Origin of the sequence: Ectothiorhodospira sp. BSL-9 (assembly GCF_001632845.1) — a bacterium.
Classification (GTDB): domain Bacteria; phylum Pseudomonadota; class Gammaproteobacteria; order Ectothiorhodospirales; family Ectothiorhodospiraceae; genus Ectothiorhodospira.
This window is the reverse complement of the sequence record NZ_CP011994.1, coordinates 2661307-2683142: the sequence shown is the minus strand read 5'-3', so window position 1 is coordinate 2683142 and position 21836 is coordinate 2661307. Positions and strand designations below refer to the sequence as shown.

Below are 21836 nucleotides of genomic sequence, written 5' to 3'. Positions count from 1 at the left end.
ACCTGCGGGCCGCCGCCGATCGGACATCCTTCGGACCATTTGACAAGAAAAGGCATTAAGTGACTGAAGTAAAGAATCATTCTGCACACACCCCCATGATGCAGCAGTTTCTTCGCATCAAGGCCGAGCATCCGGACATCCTGTTGTTCTACCGCATGGGGGATTTCTACGAGCTGTTCTTCGACGACGCCACCCGCGCGGCGAGGCTCCTGGACATCACCCTCACCCGCCGTGGACAGTCCGCCGGGGAACCCATCCCCATGGCAGGTGTGCCCGTGCATGCTGTGGAGTCCTATCTGGCCAGGCTGCTGCGACTGGGAGAATCGGTGGCCATCTGTGAGCAGGTGGGGGACCCGGGCAGCAGCAAGGGCCCGGTGGAACGCAAGGTGGTGCGGGTGGTTACGCCGGGTACGGTCACCGAGGACGCCCTGCTGGATGAGCGCCGGGACAATCTGCTGGTGTGCGTTGGGGGCGATGGCGAACACACCGGGCTGGCCGCCCTGGACCTGAGCACGGGGCGCTTTCAGGTTCAGGAACTCGCCGGCACGGAGCCCCTGCTGGGTGAGCTGGAACGTCTGCGCCCGGCCGAGATCCTGATTCCCGAGGGCATGACACTGCCCGGCCCGGAACGCACGGGCGTGCGCCGCCGGCCACCGTGGCATTTCGAGGTGGACGCCGCGCGAGAACTGCTGACCCGCCAGTTCGGCACCCGGGATCTGGCCGGCTTTGGCTGCGAGGACATGCATCGGGCGGTCGGGGCCGCGGGGGCCCTGCTGCAGTACGTCAAGGACACCCAGAAGACCGCCCTGCCCCATATCGATGGCCTGAGTGTGCAGAGCCGTGATGCCGGCATCATTCTGGACGCTGCCAGCCGACGGAACCTGGAACTCACCGTGAATCTGTCCGGAGGCCATGAGAACACCCTGGCCTCCGTGCTCGATCGCACGGTCACGGCCATGGGTAGTCGCCTGCTGGGCCGTTGGCTGCATCAGCCCCTGCGGGATCGCCGCGCCCTGCAGGAGCGCCATGGCGCGGTTGGAGAGTTGCAGGAACGGCAGGCCTTCGAGCCCCTTCAGGTGCAACTGCGGGGGATCGGCGACCTGGAACGCATCCTCACCCGGGTGGCCCTGGGTTCCGCCCGCCCCCGCGATCTCACCACCCTGCGTGATTCCCTGGCAGAACTACCCAACCTGCAGTCAGAACTGGCCACCCTGGCATCACCGCGCATCACCGCCCTGGCGGGGCAGATCGGAGAACACCCGCAGGTGGTGGACCTGCTGCGCCGGGCCGTGATCGACCAGCCCCCGGTACTGATCCGTGACGGTGGCGTGATCGCATCGGGTTACGACGCGGAACTGGATGAACTGCGCAGCCTGTCGGAGAATGCTGATCAGTTCCTGGTGGATCTGGAGCAGCGTGAGCGGGAACGTACGGGCATCACCAATCTCAAGGTGGCCTACAACCGTGTGCACGGGTATTACATCGAGATCAGCCGCACTCAGTCGGAGAAGGCCCCGGAGGATTACACTCGCCGCCAGACCCTCAAGGGGGCGGAGCGCTTCATCACGCCCGAACTCAAGCGCTTTGAGGACAAGGTGCTCTCAGCACGGGAAAGATCACTGGCCCGGGAAAAACAGCTTTACGAGGCGCTGCTCACACAGTTGCATGAACCCTTGCCGGGGCTGCGTCAGACCGCCGAGGGCCTGGCGGAACTGGATGTACTGGCCAACCTGGCGGAACGGGCCGAGACCCTGGACTATCGGGCTCCGGAACTCACCGACACGCCGGGACTGCTCATCGAGGAAGGGCGGCATCCGGTGGTGGAGCAGGTACTGGATGCCCCATTCGTGCCCAATGACCTGAAGATGCACGACCGGCGCCGCATGCTGGTGATCACCGGCCCCAATATGGGCGGTAAATCCACCTACATGCGTCAGGCCGCCCTGATTGTGCTCATGGCCCACGTGGGCAGCTTCGTGCCCGCTCGCCATGCCCGGCTGGGGCCCGTGGACCGCATCTTCACCCGCATCGGTGCCAGTGACGACCTGGCTTCGGGCCGATCCACGTTCATGGTGGAGATGACCGAGGCCGCGAACATCCTCAACCATGCCACTGATCGCAGCCTGGTACTCATGGATGAGATCGGCCGTGGCACCAGCACCTTCGATGGCCTCTCCCTCGCCTGGGCCTGCGCCGAACACCTGGCGCGCAAGAACCGGGCCTTCAGTCTGTTCGCCACCCATTATTTCGAGCTCACGGCCCTGCCAGAGCAGTTCCCTGCCATTGTGAATGTACACATCGATGCCATCGAGCACGGTGAGCGCATCGTCTTCCTGCATGCCCTGAAAGAAGGGCCGGCCAACCAGAGTTATGGCCTGCATGTGGCCGCACTGGCTGGTGTACCCCGCAGCGTGATCCAGCGCGCCCGGGAGCGCCTGTCGGAACTGGAACAGCAGAGCCTGGCTGGCGCGGCTGCCGACAGCCCCCAACTCAGCCTTTTTGGCGCCGACGGCGGTTGGACACCCTCGCCACCGGAGCCTGCTGACCCGGCCGCAACGGCGCTGCGCGAGGCGGTTGAAGCGTTGAGCCCGGATGATCTCACCCCCCGGCAGGCCCTGGAGGCCCTTTATCGGCTGCAGTCTCTGATCAAGGAAGAAGCAACGGGATCAGTGAGTGACTGAACCCCCTGGCAAAACCCTGTTTTCCTGGGGGTAACGGCACCGAAATGAGGGGATCTTGACGTTAAGCCGGCTCAGGCCTCAGGCTTGATTCACTGGCCAGTCAGGGCCTGCCCCAATCACACCCATCTGGAGGGATATGCACGATGACGTTTGTGGTACTGGAAAACTGTATCCGCTGCAAGTTCACGGACTGCGTGGAGGTGTGCCCGGTGGACTGTTTTCACGAGGGCCCCAACTTTCTGGTGATTGACCCGGATGAATGCATCGACTGCTCTCTGTGCGAGCCGGAGTGTCCAGCCGAGGCCATCGTGCCGGAGGATGAGGTCCCTGAAGGGCAGGAGCATATGCTGGAACTGAATGCGGAACTGTCCCAGCAGTGGCCGGTGATCACCCGGCGCAAGGATCCGTTGCCGGATGCGGAGGAATGGAACGGAAAACCGGACAAGCTGAAACACCTGGAGCGTTAAGGCCAGGCAACCCCCCTCCCCCAAGGTTGCTGACCCTGGGGGAGGCGTTTCACTCCCGGGTCAGCAGCACCACCGCGTGGGCCTCGATGCCCTCCTTGCGGCCCACGAATCCCAGACGCTCGGTGGTGGTGGCTTTCACGTTCACCTGCTCAACCTCCACCCCGAGATCCTCGGCGATATTGGCCCGCATCCGATCCACATGGGGTGACATCTTGGGGGCCTGAGCGGCGATGGTGCCGTCCACATTGCCCACTCTCCAGCCCCGCTCGCGGACCTGCCCCATCACCTGGCGCAGCAGTTCACGACTGTCCGCGCCCTTGAAGGCCGGGTCCGTATCCGGAAAGTGCCGACCGATGTCACCCAGGGCCAGCGCGCCCAGGATGGCGTCACTGACGGCGTGCAGCAGCACGTCGCCGTCCGAGTGGGCCTTGAAGGCCCGGTCATGGGGGATATGCACCCCGCCAATCACCAGGTGATCGCCTTCCATGAAGGCATGTACGTCGTAGCCGTGACCAATACGCAGGTTCATGTCTCGTTCCGGGTCGTGGATGCCCGCTTGCGCTCGGCCAGGTAGAACTCGGCCAAACGCAGATCCTCGGGGCGGGTGATCTTGATGTTTTCGGCGCTGCCTTCCACCAGTCGGGGAGACTGGCCGGCATGTTCCAGGGCCGAGGCTTCATCGGTGACCATGAAGCCATCATTCAGTGCCTTCTCCAGGGCGCCTGCCAGGGCGTCCAGGCGAAACATCTGGGGCGTGAAGGCTCGCCACAGGTCGGAGCGATCCACCGTGGCGGCAATGCGCCCATCGGGCGTGGCCCGCTTCTTGGTGTCCCTCACCGGGGTGGCCAGGATGCCGCCCACCGGATCATCTCCCAGGGCCTGGATCAGACCCTCCAGATCCTCGTCACTCAAACAGGGCCGCGCGGCATCATGAACCAGCACCCAGTCATCCGGCTGAGCCAGTGCCTTCAGGCCGCGCAGGGCATTCAACACCGAGTGGCAGCGCTCGGCACCACCATCCACCACCTTGAGGGGCTTGTCGGCGGTGGGGCACAGGGAAGGAAAATAGGCATCGTCATGGCTCACGGCCACCACCACACCGGCGATACGAGGATGACGCAGGAATATATCCAGGGTCTGTTCGATCACGGTGCGACCGGCCAGGGGCAGGTACTGCTTGGGGCGGTCGGCTCGCATGCGACTGCCCACGCCGGCGGCAGGAATCACCGCCCAGAATCTTGGCTCAGGTTTCATCGGTACTCTTTCATCGGTACTCGGGAAAGCGGTGACGGTCCACCACCTGGAAGAAGACCTCATCCTCACCAATCATGCCCAGCTCGCGCCGGGCGCGTTCCTCGATGGCGTCCAGGCCGGTCTTGAGGTCGATCACCTCGGCTTCCAGGGCCTCATTACGGCTGCGCAATTGCCGGTTCTCCGCCTGTTGCGCCTCCAGGGTCTCACGCAATTGCCAGACCTCGGGCGGGTTGCCCTCGCCGAACCAGAGTTTGTACTGCAGGGCCACCAGCAAGGCCAGCAGCAGGGCGGTCAACCACTTCATGTTCCTGTCCAGGCGCGCAGCGCCCCCCACTCGCGCACGCGGGCATGGGGGGCGCGTTGAGGCCTCACTTCAGGTGCGGGAAGGCCTGCCGGCCCGCGTAGCGGGCCGCCGAGCCCAGCTCCTCTTCGATACGGATCAGCTGATTGTACTTGGCCACCCGATCGGAGCGCGACAAGGAACCGGTCTTGATCTGTCCGGCACTCGTGGCCACCGACAGGTCCGCAATGGTCACGTCCTCACTCTCGCCGGAGCGATGGGAGATCACGGCCGTGTAACCGGCTGCCTGGGCCAGTCGGATGGCCTCCAGAGTCTCCGTGAGGGTGCCGATCTGGTTGAGTTTGATGAGGATGGAGTTACCGATCCCCTTGTCGATGCCTTCCTGAAGGATGCGGGTGTTGGTCACGAACAGGTCATCGCCCACCAGTTGCACGCGGTTGCCCAGCTTCTCGGTGAGCAGCTTCCAGCCGTCCCAGTCGCCCTCATCCAGGCCGTCTTCGATGCTGATGATGGGGTACTGATCCATCCACCGGCACAGATAGTCCACCATGCCGGCCGCATCCAGGCTCTTGCCCTCGGACGCCAGCTCATAACGGCCATTCTTGTAGAACTCGGAAGCGGCGCAATCCAGACCGAGATGGATATCCTTGCCCGGGGTGAAGCCGGCCTGATGGATGGCCTCCAGGATGGCTTCGATGGCCGCTTCATTGGAGTCCAGGTCCGGGGCAAACCCACCTTCGTCACCCACGGTGGTGGACAGCTTGCGGGCACCCAGCACCTTCTTCAGGGCATGGAACACCTCAGCGCCGTAACGGACGGCATCGGCCACGTTGGGCGCGCCCACGGGCAGGATCATGAATTCCTGCATGTCCACATTGTTGCTGGCATGGGCCCCGCCGTTGATGATGTTCATCATGGGCACGGGCAGCATGTTGGCACCCTCCCCGCCCAGATGCCGATACAGGGGATATCCGTTCTCCATGGCATTGGCATGGGCAGTTGCCATGGACACTGCCAGCAGGGCATTGGCGCCCAGACGACCCTTATTCTCCGTGCCGTCCAGTTCAATCATCCGCCGATCAATGGCCTCCTGATCGTCCGACGTAACCCCCAGCAAGGCCTCGCGAATCTCGCCGTTGACGTTGGCCACTGCCTTTTGCACGCCCTTGCCGCAATAACGGTCGCCGCCGTCGCGCAGTTCCAGGGCCTCGCGGGAGCCGGTCGAGGCGCCGGAGGGCACGATGGCCCGCCCAGTGACACCGGAAACAAGTTTGATGTCCGCTTCGACAGTGGGATTGCCGCGGGAATCCAGCACTTCGCGGGCATGGATATCGACGATCTCGGTCATGAGTGTCCTCTACTAATCTTGGGATGCGATCAGGAACTGATCTTCAATGAAACCCTGGCGCTTGGTGACCTCGTCCAGCGCCTTGAGGGTGGTCAACAGGTCTTCCAGCAGGGGCATGGGCCAGGCATTGGGGCCGTCGGAGAGGGCCTTTTCCGGGTCGGGATGGGTCTCCATGAACAATCCGGCCACGCCAGCGGCCACCGCTGCCCGGGCCAGCACCGGAACAAACTCCCGCTGACCGCCGGAGCTGCTTCCCCGTCCGCCGGGTTGCTGCACCGAATGCGTGGCATCGAATACCACCGGACAGCCGGTCTGGCGCATCACCGCCAGGCCGCGCATGTCGGAAATCAGGGTGTTGTAGCCGAAGGAAACCCCTCGCTCGCAGACCATGATGCGTTCATTACCCGTGGCCCGGGCCTTGTCCACCACGTTCTGCATGTCCCACGGGGCCAGGAACTGCCCCTTCTTGATATTCACCGGCAGCCCCTGCGCGGCCACCTTCTGGATGAAGTTGGTCTGGCGGCACAGAAAGGCCGGTGTCTGCAGCACATCCACCACGGCGGCGACGGCCTCCATGGGGGTGTCCTCGTGGACATCGGTGAGCACCGGCACCTGAATCTGCTGCCGCACCTTTTCCAGGATCTTCAGACCTTCGTCCAGTCCCGGGCCACGAAAACTCTGTACAGAGGATCGATTGGCCTTGTCGAACGAGGATTTGTAAATGAAAGGGATGCCCAGACGATCCGCCATCTCCTTGAGCTGTCCGGCCGTGTCCAGGGCCAGCTGCTCGCTTTCGATCACGCAAGGCCCGGAGATCAGGAATAGCGGCTGATCATTACCGGCCTGAAAATCACACAGATTCATAGTGCTCACTCAGGTTGGCCTTTTTCTCGTGCTGCAACCGCGCGGCACGCACAAAACCGGAAAAGAGCGGGTGCCCATCCCGGGGCGTGGAGGTAAATTCCGGATGGAACTGGCAAGCCAGGAACCAGGGGTGATCGTGAAGCTCCACCACTTCCACCAGGGCATCATCCATGGATTTACCCGAGATCACCAGACCCGCCTTGGCCAGGGTTTCCAGGTACTGGTTATTGAATTCATACCGATGCCGGTGACGCTCGCTGATCACCTCGTTCCCATAGATCCGGCAAACCAGGGTCTTGGGGTCAAGACGGGCCTCCTGCCCGCCCAGGCGCATGGTGCCGCCCAGGTCGTCGTCCTCGGCGCGTCGCTCCAGCTGGCCCTCGGCGTTCTGCCATTCGGTGATCAGGGCGATGACCGGATGCGGCGTCTCGGGCCGGAATTCGGTGCTGTGAGCATCCTCCAGGCCGGCCACGTGGCGGGCGAACTCGATCACGGCTGCCTGCATCCCCAGGCAGATGCCCAGGTAAGGCACCCGGTGCTCCCGGGCATAACGCACCGCAGCAATCTTGCCCTCCACGCCCCGCTCGCCGAAACCACCCGGCACCAGAATGGCGTCCACCTCGCCCAGCACATCGTCTTCCGAATTCTCCAGTTTTTCCGAATCGATATAACGGATGTTCACCTTGGTGGAGGTGTGGATACCCGCATGGGTCAAGGCCTCGTTGAGGGACTTGTAGGACTCGGTGAGTTCCACGTACTTGCCCACCATGCCGATGGTGACCTCGGCCTCAGGGAATTCCATGGCATTGACCACGTTTTTCCAATCGGAAAGATCGGCCGCCCGGGCCTCCACATGCAGTTTGCGAAGGACGATTTCGTCCAGCTTCTGGGAGTGCAGCCACAGCGGAATCTTGTAGATGTTGTCCACATCCACCGCTGAAATGACGGCCTTTTCCTCCACGTTGGTGAACAGGGCGATCTTGCGGCGCTCCCCCTCCGGCAGAGGGTGGGTGCTGCGGCAGAGCAGGATATCTGGTTGAATGCCGATGGAGCGTAATTCCTTGACCGAGTGCTGGGTAGGCTTGGTCTTGATTTCACCGGCGGCGGCGATGTAGGGCACCAGGGTCAGGTGCATGAACAGGGCATTGTCATGGCCCAGTTCCACACCCATCTGGCGAATCGCCTCCAGGAAAGGCAGCGACTCGATATCGCCCACGGTGCCGCCGATCTCCACCAGGGCAATGTCGGCGCCCTCCGCACCGGCACGAATGGAGCGCTTGATCTCGTCGGTAATGTGGGGGATGACCTGCACGGTACCGCCCAGATAGTCGCCACGGCGTTCCTTGCGGATCACGTTCTCGTAGATCTGACCGGTGGTGAAATTGTTGCGGCGGGTGGTACGAATGCGCACGAAGCGTTCGTAATGGCCCAGATCCAGATCGGTTTCCGCCCCATCCTCGGTGACGAATACCTCTCCATGCTGAAACGGACTCATGGTGCCCGGATCCACGTTGATGTAGGGATCGAGCTTGAGCAGGGTCACCTTCAGGCCACGTGCCTCAAGGATGGTTCCCAGGGAGGCAGCAGCAATGCCCTTACCCAGGGAGGAAACCACGCCCCCTGTAATGAATACGTATCGAGTCATGAGATATTCGTTGGAAATGGGGTGACGGCGACTGAGTGCGCCGGATGGCGTGCAAGGATACCAGAGGGGTCATACCCCCTCAACGCGCCTTATCCCAGTCACCACCGGCACAAGCCGTTAACGCAGGTTGAAGGAGACCGGGAGCGAGAAGGTAAAAGTCGATTGTCCCATATCGGCGGGCATCGCGGGTAAGGGGTCGGCGCGACGGATCATGTCCTCCACGGCCCGATCCAGCAGACTGTGGCCGGACCCCTGCTCCAGCTCATAGGAGAGCACGTTGCCATCCTGGTCGATGGTGACCCGCACCGTGGCCACCCCTTCCTGACGCCGACGCTGGGCCTGACGGGGATATTCCTTGTGCCGTTCCAGCCAGGCGCGCAGCTCCCGGGCATAATCCTGCTCTGCGGCCGGATCGCCTCCACCCTGGTCAGCTGCGGGGGCGTCACGGACCTCGTCGGCGGGGGCTTCATGCTCACTTTCCTCCCCCTGGACCGACGCATCCCTTGGCTGATCCTCTGCGGGTTCCCGGGGCTCGGGTTCAGGTTCCGGCTCTGGCTCTGGCTCCGGCTCTGGCTCTGGCTCCGGCTCTGGCTCTGGCTCTGGCTCTGGCTCTGGCTCCGGCTCCGGCTCAGGCTCTGGCTCAGGTTCCGGCTCAGGTTCCGGCTCAGGTTCCGGCTCAGGTTCCGGCTCGGGCTCAGGTTCCGGCTCGGGTTCAGGTTCCGGCTCGGGCTCTGGCAGTGCCTCCGGATCTCCAATGGTTCGGCCTGCGGGCCCCAGGTCGATGACCACACCGGATTCACCCGGTGCTTCAGCACCGTCGGTCTCGGTGTCCGTGCGCGCCAGGTACCAAAGCACGGAGGCATGCACCCCCACGGCCAGGACCAGTGCCACAACCCATGGAAAACCTCGAATCCGCATGATCAATGATTACCAAGCACGGTGAGCAGCATGACTTTTTCCACACCGGCATCCCTGAGGAGTTCCATCAGATCCAGCAACTCCTCGGTGGTGGCGGCCTGGTCGGCCTTGATGCGCACGGCGGGCTGGGAACTCGTTTCGTCGCCTTCCCGCTCCTCCAGGGCCTCCACGAGGCGCGCCTTCAGGGCCTCACTATCCAGTTCCTCATTCTCGAGGGCCAGGCGTCCACCCTCCCCCAGCAAGACCAGCCAGCCCTCATCGTTCACCTCCTCCTCGATGCTCGAATCCGGAGCCTCCACGTCAAACACATCCTGAGAAGACAAGGCACCGGCCACCATGAAGAAGATCAGCAACAGGAAGACGATGTTGATCAGGGGGATGAGATGGTTCTCATCGGCTTCACGCTGTGGAAACTCGGGAAGATGCATGGACTTTACTCTCGGGCCAGCCTCATGGAGCGTGGATTGGCATGTCGCACCTCATCCAGCACATCCACCACCTGTTGCAGGGTCACGCCAGCTTCGGGCTGCACCACCACCGTGCGCTCGGGCTGTTCGTCCAGATACTGCCGGATCACGCCCTTGATGGCGTCATGTTCCACGGCCTCACCCTCGATGCGCACGCCCGCATCGACGGAGATGCGCACCGACAAAGGGGGTTCATCCACAACCGCCGGTGTTTGTTGAGCGGAGGGCGTGCTCAGCGGCACCGCGCTCCAGTCGAGAAAGCTGGAGGCCAGCATGAAGAAAATCAGCAGGATGAAGACCACATCAATCAGCGGCGTCAGGCTGATCAGTGCCCGTCGGCGGCGTGGTGGCAGTTCAATCTGCATCGGAGGCCGCCCGCCCCTTCCAAAGCTTGATGCGGGCCTGCCGAGACTGCCCATCCTCCTCCTGACGGTCGGCAATCGGCTCCGGTGGTCGCACGGTAAAGACCTGTGTCACGGCATCCTGCAGGCGATAGCGGAAACGTTCCAGCCAACGTTCCAGACCATTGAGCACCGCCACCACGGGGATGGCCACGGCCAGGCCCACGGCGGTGGTCATCAGGGCCACCCAGATGCCACCTGAAAGGATGGCCGGGTCCACCCGGTTGCCAGCCGCCTCCAGTTGCTGGAAGGCCACGATCATGCCCAGCACGGTTCCCAGCAGACCCAGTAACGGCGCCAGACTGCCGATCACTTCCAGCACCCGGAATTGTCCGCGTAGTTTTTCCAGCCAGCCGGCGGCGATGCGCCCCACTTCCTCCCGGACCAGGGTCTCGGGCATGTTGGGGTCTCGGCGTCCCTGGATGGCGGTTTCCACCACCCGGGCGGCAGGACTACGGGACCGGGCGAGCACATCCAGCGCCTTGTCGCCCTGGTGTTGACGCCAGTGCGCCAGCGCTTCGTCCAGGCTGCTCTGATCCCCCAGCCGCAGCCAGCTGAACTGCCAGATCTTGACGAGGATGACGGTGAGCGCCACCACCGACATGATCAACAGGATGACCACCACCGGACCACCCAGGTCAATCACTGACTGCAGGCCGTGGAGGATGCTGCTTGTTGGGGATGTATCTTCTGAATTCATGGGGCAAAACCTCGCGGAACCAGTATGCGCCTCAGGCACGCAAGACCGGCATGCTAATGGTGTTGCTAATCATTATCAACGATGAAGCCGAAAAAAACCGCCCCGGAGAGCGCCGGGGCGGCCTGTGGGATCAAACCGTCAGATCAAAATCCGGGGCGATCTGCTTGAGCCACTGTTCGAGGCGGGCCTCAGTCTGGTCGCTCTGATTATCCTGGTCCAGCACCAGGCCAACAAACTCCCCATCCACCACCGCCTGAGAGCTGTTGAAGGTATACCCCTCTGTCGGCCACGAACCCACCACGCGCCCCCCTCGATCGGTGACCACGTCATGGATTTCCATCAGCGCATCCACGAATTCATCCGGGTATCCCACCTGATCACCCAAGCCATACAGGGCCACCGTCTTGCCGGAGAAATCCACCTCTTCCAGCGTCGGCATGAATTCCTCCCAACTCTCCTCCTCGCAATCTGCAGACAGGCCCGGCAACTGGCCGGAACCCATGGTGGGCGTGCCGAATATCAGATAGTCATAGCCTGCAATATCATCAGCCGAAACCCGATTTACATTCAGGGGCTTTGCCATGGTTTCATCATCGAACTTCTTCTTGATCATCTTGGCCACCTTGCGCGTATTGCCGGAGGTGGTACCGAAAAAAATGCCGATGCGCGCCATACTATTGCCCTCTTGGTAAAGAATGGATGACGGGGGGTGCTGCGCCCGGGCGCTCGCCTTGGGCGTGCCTTGCCCCGTAAGACCTCGCCAAAAGTAAGGGCAATTCCCATGCCAATCCTGGAAAAACACAGAGCACTCGCGTATCCTGCTGTTTTGGATCAACATTTAATCCTGTCATGCCGCTCCCGCAGAGGGTGGCGTAGCGCACCACAACAGGGCGTTTGCCCCAATGTGGGGTTCGCGACAACGCGCATTCCAAGGCGCATGCATGTGCTGTGATGAGTGACGAAATACGCGCCTGCTCGCGTGAAGATTCAGTGAATCCACAGGGCCCAAACTTGCATTCTTCGCGAAAGTCCCCCAAGCTACTAAGGATGCATCAGCGCATAACCTTGAAGGTGCATACGGTGACCACCATGCAATGCAGTGTGGTGATCAGCCGCAACCAGGCAGGTCTTTGGCGCGAGCAATAACGTAGTCGGAGTTCATATTTATTTGTCGCCCCGTCGGGCGACCACCTGCCAACAAGGCGTCCACGGTTTTTCCGCACTCGGGCTACCTGACCCGAAGGTCATCGAAACGGTCGTGCCCCACGATCCGGCCGCGGTAACCGTCGCAAGGAAGACGCACCCCCCGCACCCTTTGGGTGATTGCAGGATCCGGGCGGTCGCGACTCTTCACAGGACACAGCAACACGCCAGCATAGAGTTCGATGGTGGAGGCGGACACCATCGCCGGCAAACATCAAGCCGGCCACGCATCGCAGACAGGGTCGACTCGTTTGGCCCGGTCATGGCGGTGTGCTCGATATCGTGGAGGCGCTGAGCGCCGCGCGATGCAACGCAAATCAAACACCTCAAATGGCGGGGAACATCACTATGTCCAACACCATGAAAGACCAGGATTTCGGCGAGAAGCCGGTAGAACGTCGCGACACCGACAACTACGTGAAGGAATACACCGAATCATTCGTCGACAAATGGGATGATCTGATCGACTGGGACAGTCGCGCACAGAGCGAAGGCGACTTCTTCATCCAGGAACTCAAGAAGCGCGGCGCCAAGCGCGTGCTGGATGTGGCCACCGGTACCGGTTTCCACTCCGTCCGCCTGCTGGAGGCCGGCTTCGATGTGGTCAGCGTGGACGGCGCCCCTGAAATGCTCGTCAAGGCCTTTGAAAACGGCCGCAAGCGTGGACACATCCTGCGCACCACGCAGGCTGATTGGCGCGAACTCAATCGTGACATCTATGGCCGCTACGATGCCGTTGTCTGCCTGGGTAACTCCTTCACCCACCTGTTCAACGAAAACGATCGCCGCAAGGCCCTGGCCGAGTTCTATGCCGCCCTGAACCATGACGGCGTCCTGATCCTGGACCAGCGCAACTACGACGCCATCCTGGATCATGGTTATTCCAGTGCGCACACCTTCTACTACTGTGGCGACAACGTCTCGGTGTACCCGGAACACGTGGATGACGGCCTGGCCCGCTTCCGCTATGCCTTCCCGGACAAGTCCGTGTTCCACCTGAACATGTTCCCGCTGCGCAAGCCTTATGTGCGCCGTCTGATGCGCGAGGTGGGTTTCCAGAACATCGAAACCTACGGCGATTTCAAGGAAACCTACCACGAAGCTGAGCCGGACTTCTTCATCCACGTAGCCAGCAAGAAATATACGGGGAAAGAATAATGACGAATCAGTATGAAGGTGCCGTCGCCACTGCCCGCGACTACTACAACAGCGAAGACGCCGATAATTTCTACCACCGTGTATGGGGTGGCGAGGATATCCACATCGGCCTGTATGAGTCCGATGAGGAACCCATCCCCGACGCCAGCCGTCGCACGGTAGCCCACATGGGCGATCTGCTGGGCGAACCCACCAGCGACATGAAGGTGCTGGACATCGGCGCCGGCTACGGTGGTGCAGCCCGTTACCTGGCCACCACCTTCGGCTGCCACGTCAAGGCATTGAATCTGAGCGAAGTGGAGAACGAGCGCGATCGCCAGATGAACAAGGCCCTCAAGCTGGATCATCTCATCGACGTGATCGACGCCAGCTTCGAGTCCATCCCGGCCGAAGACAACAGCTTCGACGTGGTGTGGTCCCAGGACGCCATCCTCCACAGCGGCAATCGCGCCAAGGTCATCGAGGAAGTGGCCCGCGTGCTCAAGCCCGGCGGTGTCTTCATCTTCACCGACCCCATGCAGACTGACGATGCGCCCAAGGAGAAGCTGCAGCCCATCCTGGACCGCATCCACCTGGAAACCCTGGGCTCCCCCGGTTTTTACCGGGATGCCGCCAAGAAGGTGGGTATGGAAGAGATCGGGTTCGAGGATCACAGTCACCAGTTGCCGCGCCACTACGGGCGGGTGCTTCAGGAGCTTGAAGCCCGCGAAGAGAGCCTCAAGGGCCTCATCTCCGAGGATTACATCGCACGCATGAAAAAAGGTTTGCAACACTGGGTTGATGGCGGCAAGGCCGGGCACCTGTGCTGGGGCATCTTTCGCTTCCGCAAGGCCTGATTCCGGGCGATCATCCGACTTCAACCCTGAAAGACCATTACCAGGAGAAACCATTACATGAGCAAGACCTATCTATTCACCTCCGAATCCGTCTCCGAAGGCCATCCGGACAAGATGGCCGACCAGATCTCCGATGCGATCATTGACGCCTACCTGGCGCAGGATCCCAAGGCCCGCGTGGCCGCGGAGACCGTGACCCAGACGGGCATGGTGCTGATTGCTGGTGAGGTGAAGTCCACTGCCGTTCTGAACCTGGAAGACCTGGTACGCGAAGTGGTGCTGGACATCGGTTACGACAGCTCCGACAAGGGCTTTGACGGCAACACCTGCGCCGTGCTGAATTCCCTGGGCGCCCAGTCCATGGACATCAACCAGGGTGTGGATCGCAGCCGCCCGGAAGACCAGGGTGCCGGTGACCAGGGGCTGATGTTCGGTTATGCCTGTAACGAAACCGACGTGCTGATGCCCGCCCCCATCCACTTCTCTCACAAGCTGGTGCAGCGCCAGGCCGAAGTGCGCAAGAACGGCACCCTGCCCTGGCTGCGTCCCGACGCCAAGAGCCAGGTGACCTTCCGCTATGAAGGCGGCAAGGCCGTGGCTGCCGACGCGGTGGTGCTCTCCACCCAGCACGCTCCCGAGATCGAACAGAAGGATCTGCAGGAAGCCGTGATGGAAGAGATCATCAAGCCCGTGCTGGGCGAGAAGTGGCTGCACAAGGGCACCAAGTTCCACATTAACCCCACCGGTCGCTTTGTCACCGGCGGCCCGCTGGGCGACTGCGGCCTGACCGGCCGGAAGATCATCGTGGACACCTACGGCGGCATGGCCCGTCACGGTGGCGGTGCCTTCTCCGGCAAGGACCCCTCCAAGGTGGACCGCTCCGCTGCCTACGCCGCCCGCTATGTGGCCAAGAACATCGTGGCTGCCGGCCTGGCCGAGCGCTGCGAAGTTCAGGTCTCCTACGCCATCGGTGTGGCCGAGCCCACCTCCATTGCCGTGGAAACCTTCGGCACCGGCAAGATCGACGAGACCCGTCTGACGGAAATCGTCCGCGACATCTTCGATCTGCGCCCGTTCGGCATCCTGACCATGCTGGATCTGGAGAAGCCGATCTACCGTCCGACCGCTTCCTACGGCCACTTCGGTCGCGAAGACCTGGGCGTGAGCTGGGAGCGCACCGACCGTGCCGACGCCCTGGCCAAGGCTGCCAAGTAAGCACCTGGCGCTTGTTGCATCGGGCATGGCCCGATGCCGCTTGAAAGGCCGGGAGGGGGAAACCTCTCCCGGCTTTTTTGTGCCTGGCACATTCCCCTGCCCTTCAGATGCCCATCTGACGGAACATCTCCAGGCTACGAGCCGCCTCATCGGGATCCAGGCGGCCAATGGCAAAGCCCACGTGCAGGATCACGAAGTCCCCCACCGACACATTATCCACCAGGGCCAGGCTGATCTCCTTGCGGATACCGCCAAGATCCACCAGGGCCCGATCTCCCTCAAGACATTCGATCACTTCCACCGGCATGGCCAGACACATGGCATTCCTCCCGGATTGATCAACCGTTCACCACCTGCAGGGCCACCCAGGCCTGCCCCAGGCTCACCCCCCCATCATTGGGAGGTACCCGCCGGGGCTCATACACACGCACCCCCGCGCCAGCAAGAAGATGCCGCAAGTCCCGCATCAGAATCTGATTCAGACAGCAACCGCCCGACAGCATCACTTCCTCCAGTCCCAGATGCCGGGCCCGGCTCAGGGTCCACTCGGCCAGCCCGCGTGCCACCGTGGCATGAAAGATAGCAGCCGCCTCGGCTACCGAACGCCGCTCCCCGGCCAGGCAAGCCAGCAGCGGCCAGAAGTCCAGCACGTCCCGGTCCAGCTCCCATCCCCCAGGAAGCGCCTCTGCCGGGCCATGGCGGGTCGCCAGCCCCTCCAGTCGCATGGCGGCCTCCCCCTCATAGCCATTGAAATCCACCACCCCCAACAGACCAGCAGCCGCATCGAATAAACGGCCCAGGCTGGTGGTGCGCGGGCAGAGGCCACCACGCGACAGCAGCATCTCCACACCCTGGGCCTGGGGGTATTGAGCGAAACGCACGGGGATCTCCTCGCCTCGGCCCAGGGCGTGCAGGACCGACGCCGCCATTCGCCAGGGCTCCACCGCTGCCCGGTCACCTCCTGGCAGGGCCAGGGACCGCAGGTGGCCCACCCGCTGGAAGTCCTGCCCCTCCAGCAGCATCAACTCTCCGCCCCAGGCGCCGCCGTCCGTCCCCAGGCCGTAGCCATCGATGGCCAGGCCGAGCATTGGCCGATCGAGGCCATGCTCGGCCTGTACCGCTGCAAGGTGGGCATGATGATGCTGTACCGCCAGCAAGGGCACCGACCATTGGGCCGCCAGGCGCGAGGCCAGACGGGTGCTGTAAAAGTCCGGGTGCATGTCGCAGGCCACCACAGCGGGCGTCTCGTCCAGCCGCTCCAGCCACCACTGGGCCAGTGCCTCCAGTGCCCGGCAACTCCCGTGGCGATCCAGATCCCCCACATGGGGGGACACCAGGGCCTGGCGGCCCCGGGTGATGCACAGGGTGTTTTTCAACAGCGCCCCAGTGGCCAGGACGGCAGGCCCCTCGCGCGGCAGGGGAATGGGCGCAGGACTCAAGCCCCTGGCCCGACGAATCACCGTGAGGCCCCCGTCGGTCGCGCGTAACACGCTGTCGTCGCAGCGCTGGCGAATGCCCCGATCATGGACCAGAAAGCCATCAGCCACGGCTGCCAGACCCTCCAGCGCCTGAGCATCGTCGATGAACAAGGGCTCGCCATGAAGATTGCCCGACGTGCAAACCAGTACAAAGGGCTGGGGTTGCTGCAACCATGCCGTCCCGGGTGGCTGCCCCGTCAGGGCGTGAAACAGCAGGTAGTGCACCGGGGCGCAGGGCAGCATGGCCGCCAGCCAGGGTAGATGGGGAGCCACGCCGGGCAGTGCCGTATCCGTATCCGCGGTCTTTTCAAGCAGCACCAGTGGGCGGGTCCAGTCCTCCAACCATGCTCTTTGTGGTGGCTCCACCTGGGCCAGACCGTCCAGAGAAGCCGTATTGACCACCATCACGCCCAGAGGCTGTTCACCGCGATGCTTGCGCGCCCGCAAACGGGCCACGGCAGCGGCATCGCGGGCATTGCACAGCAGTTGATATCCACCCACCCCCTTGAGTGCCAGGATGCGCCCCTCGGCAAGCCAGGCCGCCGCCCCGGCCACGGGGTCATCCGATGCAACAGGCTGGCCATCCGGGTTCAACAGGGCAAGGCGGGGACCACAGTCGGGGCAGGCATTGGCCTGGGCATGGAAGCGCCGATCGGCGGGGTCTTCGTATTCCGCCTCGCAGGCTGCACAGGGAGTGAAAACCTGCATGCTGGTGCGGGCCCGGTCATAGGGCAGTCCATCCAGCATCGTGTAGCGGGGGCCGCAGTGGGTGCAATGGGTGAAAGCGTGGCGGTAACGACGGTCATGGGGGTCGAACATTTCCCGCAGACACTGCGGACACATCGCCGCATCCGCCATCGGGCCAAAGTGAAAGCCGCCCGTCTGGCTCGGGTGGATCACGAACCCGGGTTCTCCATCCAAGGGCACCCGGCTTGAGCGCACAAGGTGATCCACGCTCGCTAGAGGCGGCAGCCCCTTTGGCAGAGCGGAGATAAAGGCATCCAGCGACGGCGCATCCCCTTGCAACTCCATCTCGACGCCGTCCGCCTGGTTACGCACCCAACCCGTCAGTTCCAGGGACTGGGCCAGACGATGAACATGGGGCCTGAAGCCCACCCCCTGAACACGCCCCTGGATACTCAGATGCAGGCGAACCGGACCCTGGGTCACGGAGTATCCTCAGGACTTCATCAGCCCCGCCTGCTGCAGACGGGACTCCAGTTCGGCCACGCGCTGGCGCAGGGCCTCCAGTTCCTGACCCTCCGACACATCCCCCCGGCCTGAACACTGATCCTCCAGCCACTGCACCCAGGCCGCCATCCCCTGCCCGGTGCGGGCCGAGAGCTGGAACACCTCCATCTCCGGATTGAGCCGGCGGGCCTGTTCGATGCAGGCGTCCATGTCGAAGTCCACATGGGGGAGCAGATCCAGCTTGTTCACGATCATCACCTGGGAGGTTTGAAACATGTCCGGATACTTGAAGGGCTTGTCATCCCCCTCCGTGACCGAGAGGACCACGACCCTGAAGGCCTCACCCAGATCAAAGGCCGCCGGGCACACCAGGTTGCCCACGTTTTCCATGAACAGGATGCCGCCCCGGGGCGGCTCCAGCTCTTCACAGGCATGGCCCACCCGATGGGCATCCAGGTGGCAGCCCTTGCCGGTATTGATCTGCACGGCAGGCACGCCCGTCCGTCGGATGCGTTCAGCATCGCGACTGGTTTGCTGGTCGCCTTCGATGACCGCCAGCGGCAGGCGCCCCCTCAAGTGCTCGATGGTCGCGGTCAACAGGCTGGTCTTGCCCGACCCGGGGCTTGAGACCAGATTCAGGGCCAGTACCCGTTCCCGCTCAAACCAGGCCCGGTTGTCCTGAGCATGGGCGTCGTTACGTGCCAGCAGGTCCGTTTCAACGGACACCTGGCGAGTGTTCTTGCCATGATGCTCGTGCCCGTGGTCATCGTTACCACAACCGCAAACCGTGCACATGATCTCTTCCTCCGCATCCCCTGACCGCCTACCCGGCCCCAGCCGGCCCTAATCACTGACCTGCAGGTCCTTCACCTGCATCTCCTGACCGTTTTCGGCCCGCGCAGGGCCATCGCAACGAGGGCAAGGGGTCAGCCAGGAGTCCATGTTGAAGTAGTGTCCGCAGTGTCGGCAACACCCACTGGCCACAGAGGGCTCGATATGCAGTTCTGCCCCCTCGGCAAACGTCCCCTGGATCACCGCCTCCAGGGCAAAACGCAGGGCGTGCTCATCCACCGCGGCCAGTGGACCCACGGAGAGTGTGACCGCGTGGACCCGGGAAAATTTCTGCAACCGGGCCTGGGTTTCCAGGATGCGAAGCACCTCACGGGCCAGGGACATCTCGTGCATGACATCAGCCCCGGACGTCGGTCCTCAGCCCTTGCCCTGGGCCGCCTTCAGGGCGGCGGCCAGGGCACTCTCCGGCTGGGGCTCGCGGGGCTTGCCGCGAGCCCCAGCCTTCGGCGGTGCCCCCTTGCCGTTGCGACCGGGATGGGGGACCTTCTGGTCCCGAGGCGGCTTGCGACCGCCGCGACTCTCCTGCCCGGGTTCATCCCCCAGTCGCATGCTCAGGCCGATGCGGCGACGTTCCGGATCCACCTCCATGACCTTCACCTTCACCACGTCCCCGGCCCGCACCACGTCCCGAGGGTCCTTGACGAAGCCCTCGGCCAGGGCGGAGATGTGCACCAGGCCATCCTGATGCACGCCCACATCCACAAAGGCCCCGAAGTTGGCCACGTTGGTCACCGTACCCTCCAGCACCATCCCAGGCTCCAGGTCCTCCAGCTTGTCCACCCCGTCACGGAAGGCAGCCGTGCGGAACTCGGGCCTGGGATCGCGGCCCGGTTTGGCCAATTCGGCGAGGATGTCCCGCACCGTGGGTTCACCAAAGGCCTCATCGGTGAACTCCCGCGGGTCGAGGCCCTTGAGGAACGCCTCGTCCCCGATCAACTGACGCACATCCCGCTGTGTCTTGGCCATGATGCGCTTGACCACCGGATAGGCCTCCGGGTGTACCCCCGAGGCATCCAGCGGGTTGTCCCCGGATGGCACACGCAGAAAGCCCGCCGCCTGTTCGAAGGCCTTGGCCCCCAGGCGGGGGATGGCCTTGAGGGCTGTCCGGTTCCTGAAGGCCCCATTCTGGGAACGGTGTACCACGATATTCTCCGCCAGCGTGGGGCCCAGGCCGGACACCCGGGCCAACAGGGGCACGGAGGCGGTGTTCACGTCCACACCCACGGCGTTGACGCAGTCCTCGACCACGGCGTCCAGCTTGCGGGCCAGATGGCTCTGATTCACATCGTGCTGATACTGACCCACGCCGATGGCCTTGGGATCGATCTTCACCAGTTCCGCCAACGGGTCCTGCAGACGCCGGGCAATGGACACCGCGCCCCGCAGGGAGACATCCAGATCCGGCAACTCCCGGGAGGCCCCCTCCGAGGCGGAGTAGACCGAGGCGCCGGCCTCCGACACGATCACCTTGCTCAGTGCGGGCCGATTCAGGCGCCGCAGCAGTTCCGCCGCCAGGGCATCCGTCTCGCGGGAGAAGGTCCCGTTACCGATGGCAATGAGCTCCACTTGATGCCGCTTCACCAGCGTCTCCAGGACGTGCAACGTGGCATCCACCTGATTCTTCGGCTGGAAGGGATACACGGTCGCGGTATCCACCACCGCGCCCTCCGTATCCACCACGGCCACCTTCACGCCGGTGCGCACACCTGGGTCCAGGCCCATGGTGGCCCGGGACCCTGCCGGTGCGGCCAGCAGAACGTCCTCCAGGTTGGCGCCGAAGACACGGATGGCCTCCTCCTCCGCCAGCTCCCTGATGCGGCGCTTCAGGGCCACATCCAGGTGAATGGAGAGCTTGGCCCGCCAGGCCAGGCGGGCATGCCGCGCCAGCCAGGCGTCGGCGGGCCGCCCCTGGTCCGAGAGGCCGAAGCGTCGCACCACGGCACGCTCGCCGGGGGAGGCACCGGCCTCTTCCTTTTCGCCCCGGGCCTGGGCCTGGCTCCAGGCCACCTCCAGGCGCAGCACCTCTTCGGCCTGCCCCCGGAACATGGCCAGGGCCCGGTGGGAAGGCACCTTGCACAGGGGCTCCACATGATCGAAATAGTCACGAAAACGGGCACCGGCCTGTTCCTTGCCCTCCACCACCCGGCTGACCATGTAGCCGTGCTCCCAGCCGAACTTGCGCATCTCTTCAATAAGGTCGGCATCCTCGGCAATGCGCTCCATGAAGATATGCCCGGCCCCTTCCAGGGCCGCCTCCACGGTGATCTCGTCACGGGTGAAGCCGGCAGCCACCGCCTCCGGGGATTGAGCGGGATCCTCCAGCAGACTGTCCAGCAATGGTTCCAGGCCGTTTTCCCGGGCAATCTGTGCCTTGGTGCGGCGCTTTTTCATGTAGGGCCGGTAGAGGTCCTCAAGACGGGTCTTGGTCTCGGCGGTCTCGATGGCCTCTCGCAGGGTGTCGGTGAGCTTGCCCTGCTCGTCGATGGCCTTGAGCACCACCTGTCGGCGCCCCTCCAGCTCCCGCAGGTAGATCAGCCGCTCCTCCAGATTGCGCAGTTGCGTATCGTCCAGGCCACCGGTGGCCTCCTTGCGATAACGGGCCACGAAGGGCACGGTGGAGCCACCGTCCAGCAGTTCCACGGCAGCGTTGACCTGGCTGGCCTGAACGCCCAGTTCCTGGGCAATACGGGAGGGTATGGAAGTCATGGATGTCATTACTTGAACAAATTGGGAGGGCAATCATACCCCACCCATGGCCCGGGTCCCATGGGCGGGTTTTCATGGAGGGGCGCGGGGCGGTACACCTTGCCAGCCACGGGCCGCCGGAGTAGCGTACCCATTCACCGCCATTTTTCGA

General features: G+C 63.3%; 21 protein-coding genes. 5 read left to right on the top strand and 16 right to left on the bottom strand.

Going from position 1 to position 21836, the window contains the following annotated elements:
• Window positions 1–95: 95 nt before the first annotated feature.
• Window positions 96–2681 carry a DNA mismatch repair protein MutS gene (mutS, locus tag ECTOBSL9_RS12435; protein WP_063465320.1) on the top strand — a complete coding sequence of 862 codons (2586 nt, stop codon included), beginning with the start codon at window positions 96–98 and terminating at the stop codon, window positions 2679–2681.
• Window positions 2682–2824: 143 nt separating this feature from the next.
• Entirely contained in the window at window positions 2825–3148 is a 324-nt protein-coding gene (fdxA, locus tag ECTOBSL9_RS12430) for a ferredoxin FdxA (RefSeq protein WP_063465319.1), read from the top strand.
• A gap of 49 nt (window positions 3149–3197) precedes the next feature.
• Here fdxA and ispF read toward each other — a convergent pair whose 3' ends face one another.
• The 11 genes from ispF to ECTOBSL9_RS12375 all read right to left on the bottom strand — a co-directional run bounded on the left by ispF (window position 3198) and on the right by ECTOBSL9_RS12375 (window position 11884).
• Window positions 3198–3677, bottom strand: coding sequence for a 2-C-methyl-D-erythritol 2,4-cyclodiphosphate synthase (ispF, locus tag ECTOBSL9_RS12425; protein WP_240480974.1), 480 nt, complete (start codon window positions 3675–3677; stop codon window positions 3198–3200).
• Window positions 3674–4402 carry a 2-C-methyl-D-erythritol 4-phosphate cytidylyltransferase gene (gene ispD / locus ECTOBSL9_RS12420; protein ID WP_063465318.1) on the bottom strand — a complete coding sequence of 243 codons (729 nt, stop codon included), beginning with the start codon at window positions 4400–4402 and terminating at the stop codon, window positions 3674–3676. Before ispD ends, ispF begins: the two co-directional genes overlap by 4 nt.
• Before the next feature lie 10 nt (window positions 4403–4412).
• Window positions 4413–4706: a cell division protein FtsB gene (gene ftsB, locus ECTOBSL9_RS12415; RefSeq protein ID WP_063465317.1), complete on the bottom strand. Its 294-nt coding sequence runs from the start codon at window positions 4704–4706 to the stop codon at window positions 4413–4415.
• Window positions 4707–4770: 64 nt separating this feature from the next.
• Window positions 4771–6051, bottom strand: coding sequence for a phosphopyruvate hydratase (gene eno, locus ECTOBSL9_RS12410; RefSeq protein ID WP_063465316.1), 1281 nt, complete (start codon window positions 6049–6051; stop codon window positions 4771–4773).
• A 12-nt stretch (window positions 6052–6063) separates the two neighbouring features.
• Entirely contained in the window at window positions 6064–6915 is an 852-nt protein-coding gene (kdsA, locus tag ECTOBSL9_RS12405; protein ID WP_063465315.1) for a 3-deoxy-8-phosphooctulonate synthase, read from the bottom strand.
• A complete protein-coding gene (locus ECTOBSL9_RS12400) occupies window positions 6902–8560 on the bottom strand; it encodes a CTP synthase (protein WP_063465314.1) in 1659 nt (552 codons plus the stop codon). The genes kdsA and ECTOBSL9_RS12400 overlap by 14 nt, the downstream gene beginning before the upstream one ends.
• 117 nt (window positions 8561–8677) lie before the next feature.
• Window positions 8678–9478, bottom strand: a complete 801-nt coding sequence (locus ECTOBSL9_RS12395; protein ID WP_063465313.1) for an energy transducer TonB — start codon at window positions 9476–9478, stop codon at window positions 8678–8680.
• A 2-nt stretch (window positions 9479–9480) separates the two neighbouring features.
• Complete coding sequence (locus ECTOBSL9_RS12390) at window positions 9481–9906, bottom strand: biopolymer transporter ExbD (protein ID WP_063465312.1); 426 nt, start codon at window positions 9904–9906, stop codon at window positions 9481–9483.
• Window positions 9907–9911: 5 nt separating this feature from the next.
• Window positions 9912–10310: a biopolymer transporter ExbD gene (locus ECTOBSL9_RS12385; protein ID WP_063465311.1), complete on the bottom strand. Its 399-nt coding sequence runs from the start codon at window positions 10308–10310 to the stop codon at window positions 9912–9914.
• Complete coding sequence (locus ECTOBSL9_RS12380) at window positions 10300–11046, bottom strand: MotA/TolQ/ExbB proton channel family protein (RefSeq protein ID WP_063465310.1); 747 nt, start codon at window positions 11044–11046, stop codon at window positions 10300–10302. Before ECTOBSL9_RS12380 ends, ECTOBSL9_RS12385 begins: the two co-directional genes overlap by 11 nt.
• 130 nt (window positions 11047–11176) lie before the next feature.
• Window positions 11177–11884, bottom strand: a complete 708-nt coding sequence (locus ECTOBSL9_RS12375) for a flavodoxin (protein WP_240480972.1) — start codon at window positions 11882–11884, stop codon at window positions 11177–11179.
• 713 nt (window positions 11885–12597) lie between these two features.
• On the opposite strand from ECTOBSL9_RS12375, the gene ECTOBSL9_RS12370 reads away from it, so the two are divergent.
• The 3 genes from ECTOBSL9_RS12370 to metK are packed head-to-tail and all read left to right on the top strand — an operon-like array spanning window position 12598 to window position 15458.
• Entirely contained in the window at window positions 12598–13407 is an 810-nt protein-coding gene (locus tag ECTOBSL9_RS12370; RefSeq protein ID WP_063465308.1) for a class I SAM-dependent methyltransferase, read from the top strand.
• A complete protein-coding gene (locus ECTOBSL9_RS12365; RefSeq protein ID WP_063465307.1) occupies window positions 13407–14243 on the top strand; it encodes a methyltransferase domain-containing protein in 837 nt (278 codons plus the stop codon). The genes ECTOBSL9_RS12370 and ECTOBSL9_RS12365 overlap by 1 nt, the downstream gene beginning before the upstream one ends.
• A 57-nt stretch (window positions 14244–14300) precedes the next feature.
• Window positions 14301–15458 carry a methionine adenosyltransferase gene (gene metK / locus ECTOBSL9_RS12360; protein WP_063465306.1) on the top strand — a complete coding sequence of 386 codons (1158 nt, stop codon included), beginning with the start codon at window positions 14301–14303 and terminating at the stop codon, window positions 15456–15458.
• Window positions 15459–15561: 103 nt separating this feature from the next.
• On the opposite strand, the gene ECTOBSL9_RS12355 is transcribed toward metK, so the two are convergent.
• The 5 genes from ECTOBSL9_RS12355 to ECTOBSL9_RS12335 are packed head-to-tail and all read right to left on the bottom strand — an operon-like array spanning window position 15562 to window position 21685.
• A complete protein-coding gene (locus ECTOBSL9_RS12355) occupies window positions 15562–15777 on the bottom strand; it encodes a HypC/HybG/HupF family hydrogenase formation chaperone (protein WP_063465305.1) in 216 nt (71 codons plus the stop codon).
• A 19-nt stretch (window positions 15778–15796) separates the two neighbouring features.
• Window positions 15797–18106 carry a carbamoyltransferase HypF gene (hypF, locus tag ECTOBSL9_RS12350; RefSeq protein ID WP_063465304.1) on the bottom strand — a complete coding sequence of 770 codons (2310 nt, stop codon included), beginning with the start codon at window positions 18104–18106 and terminating at the stop codon, window positions 15797–15799.
• 9 nt (window positions 18107–18115) lie between these two features.
• Window positions 18116–18922: a hydrogenase nickel incorporation protein HypB gene (gene hypB / locus ECTOBSL9_RS12345; protein ID WP_063465303.1), complete on the bottom strand. Its 807-nt coding sequence runs from the start codon at window positions 18920–18922 to the stop codon at window positions 18116–18118.
• A 48-nt stretch (window positions 18923–18970) separates the two neighbouring features.
• Window positions 18971–19312 (bottom strand): hydrogenase maturation nickel metallochaperone HypA, encoded by a 342-nt coding sequence (gene hypA / locus ECTOBSL9_RS12340; protein WP_063465302.1) that lies wholly within the window; start codon window positions 19310–19312, stop codon window positions 18971–18973.
• Between the two features lie 24 nt (window positions 19313–19336).
• Entirely contained in the window at window positions 19337–21685 is a 2349-nt protein-coding gene (locus ECTOBSL9_RS12335) for a Tex family protein (protein WP_063465301.1), read from the bottom strand.
• Window positions 21686–21836: the final 151 nt, after the last annotated feature.